At 69.6% G+C, this 563-nt stretch carries 1 protein-coding gene; it reads left to right on the top strand.

Translation table 11 applies throughout. The features are described from left to right. The coding region (locus ACFIKI_RS08610) for a class I adenylate-forming enzyme family protein (protein WP_375666808.1) at positions 1-563 on the top strand (563 nt) is incomplete at both ends.

Consider the following 563-nt stretch of genomic DNA (forward strand, 5'->3'; position numbering starts at 1 on the left):
AGTTGTTCGGCACCATGTCGCCAGACGAGGCTGCCGAGGCCACTGTGCTTGCCCAACCGCAGGCCTCGTCCTCGGCCTATGTGATCTATACGTCCGGCTCCACGGGCACGCCCAAGGGCGTGATGGTGGGGCATGACGCGCTGACGCTGTTCGCGCGTGTCTCGGCCGCATCGCGCGGGCTGGGCCCCGGGGACCGCAGCTACGCCTTCGTGCCCATGACCCACATCTTCGGGCTGGGCACGGTGCTGCTGGCCTCGCTGCATGCGGGCGCGCAGATGGTGATGCGCCCGCAGTTCGACCCCGCCGATCTTCTGGATGCGCTGGCCAGCCACGGCATCTCCCAGCTTCAGGGGCCGCCTGCGCTGTACGCGCGCCTGCTGGCCCATCTGCAGGAGCAGGGCATTGCCCACCCGCAGGCGCCTGCGCTGCGCTATGTCTATACCGGCGCCGGCCCGCTGGACCTGACGCTGAAAAAGCGCGTGGAGGCCGCCTTCGGCCAGGCGCTGCACCATGGCTACGGCCTGTCGGAATACGCAGGCTCGGTCCACCTCACGCGCCAGGGC

The organism is Bartonella sp. TT121SHDZB (assembly GCF_042193415.1).
Classification (GTDB): domain Bacteria; phylum Pseudomonadota; class Alphaproteobacteria; order Rhizobiales; family Rhizobiaceae; genus Bartonella.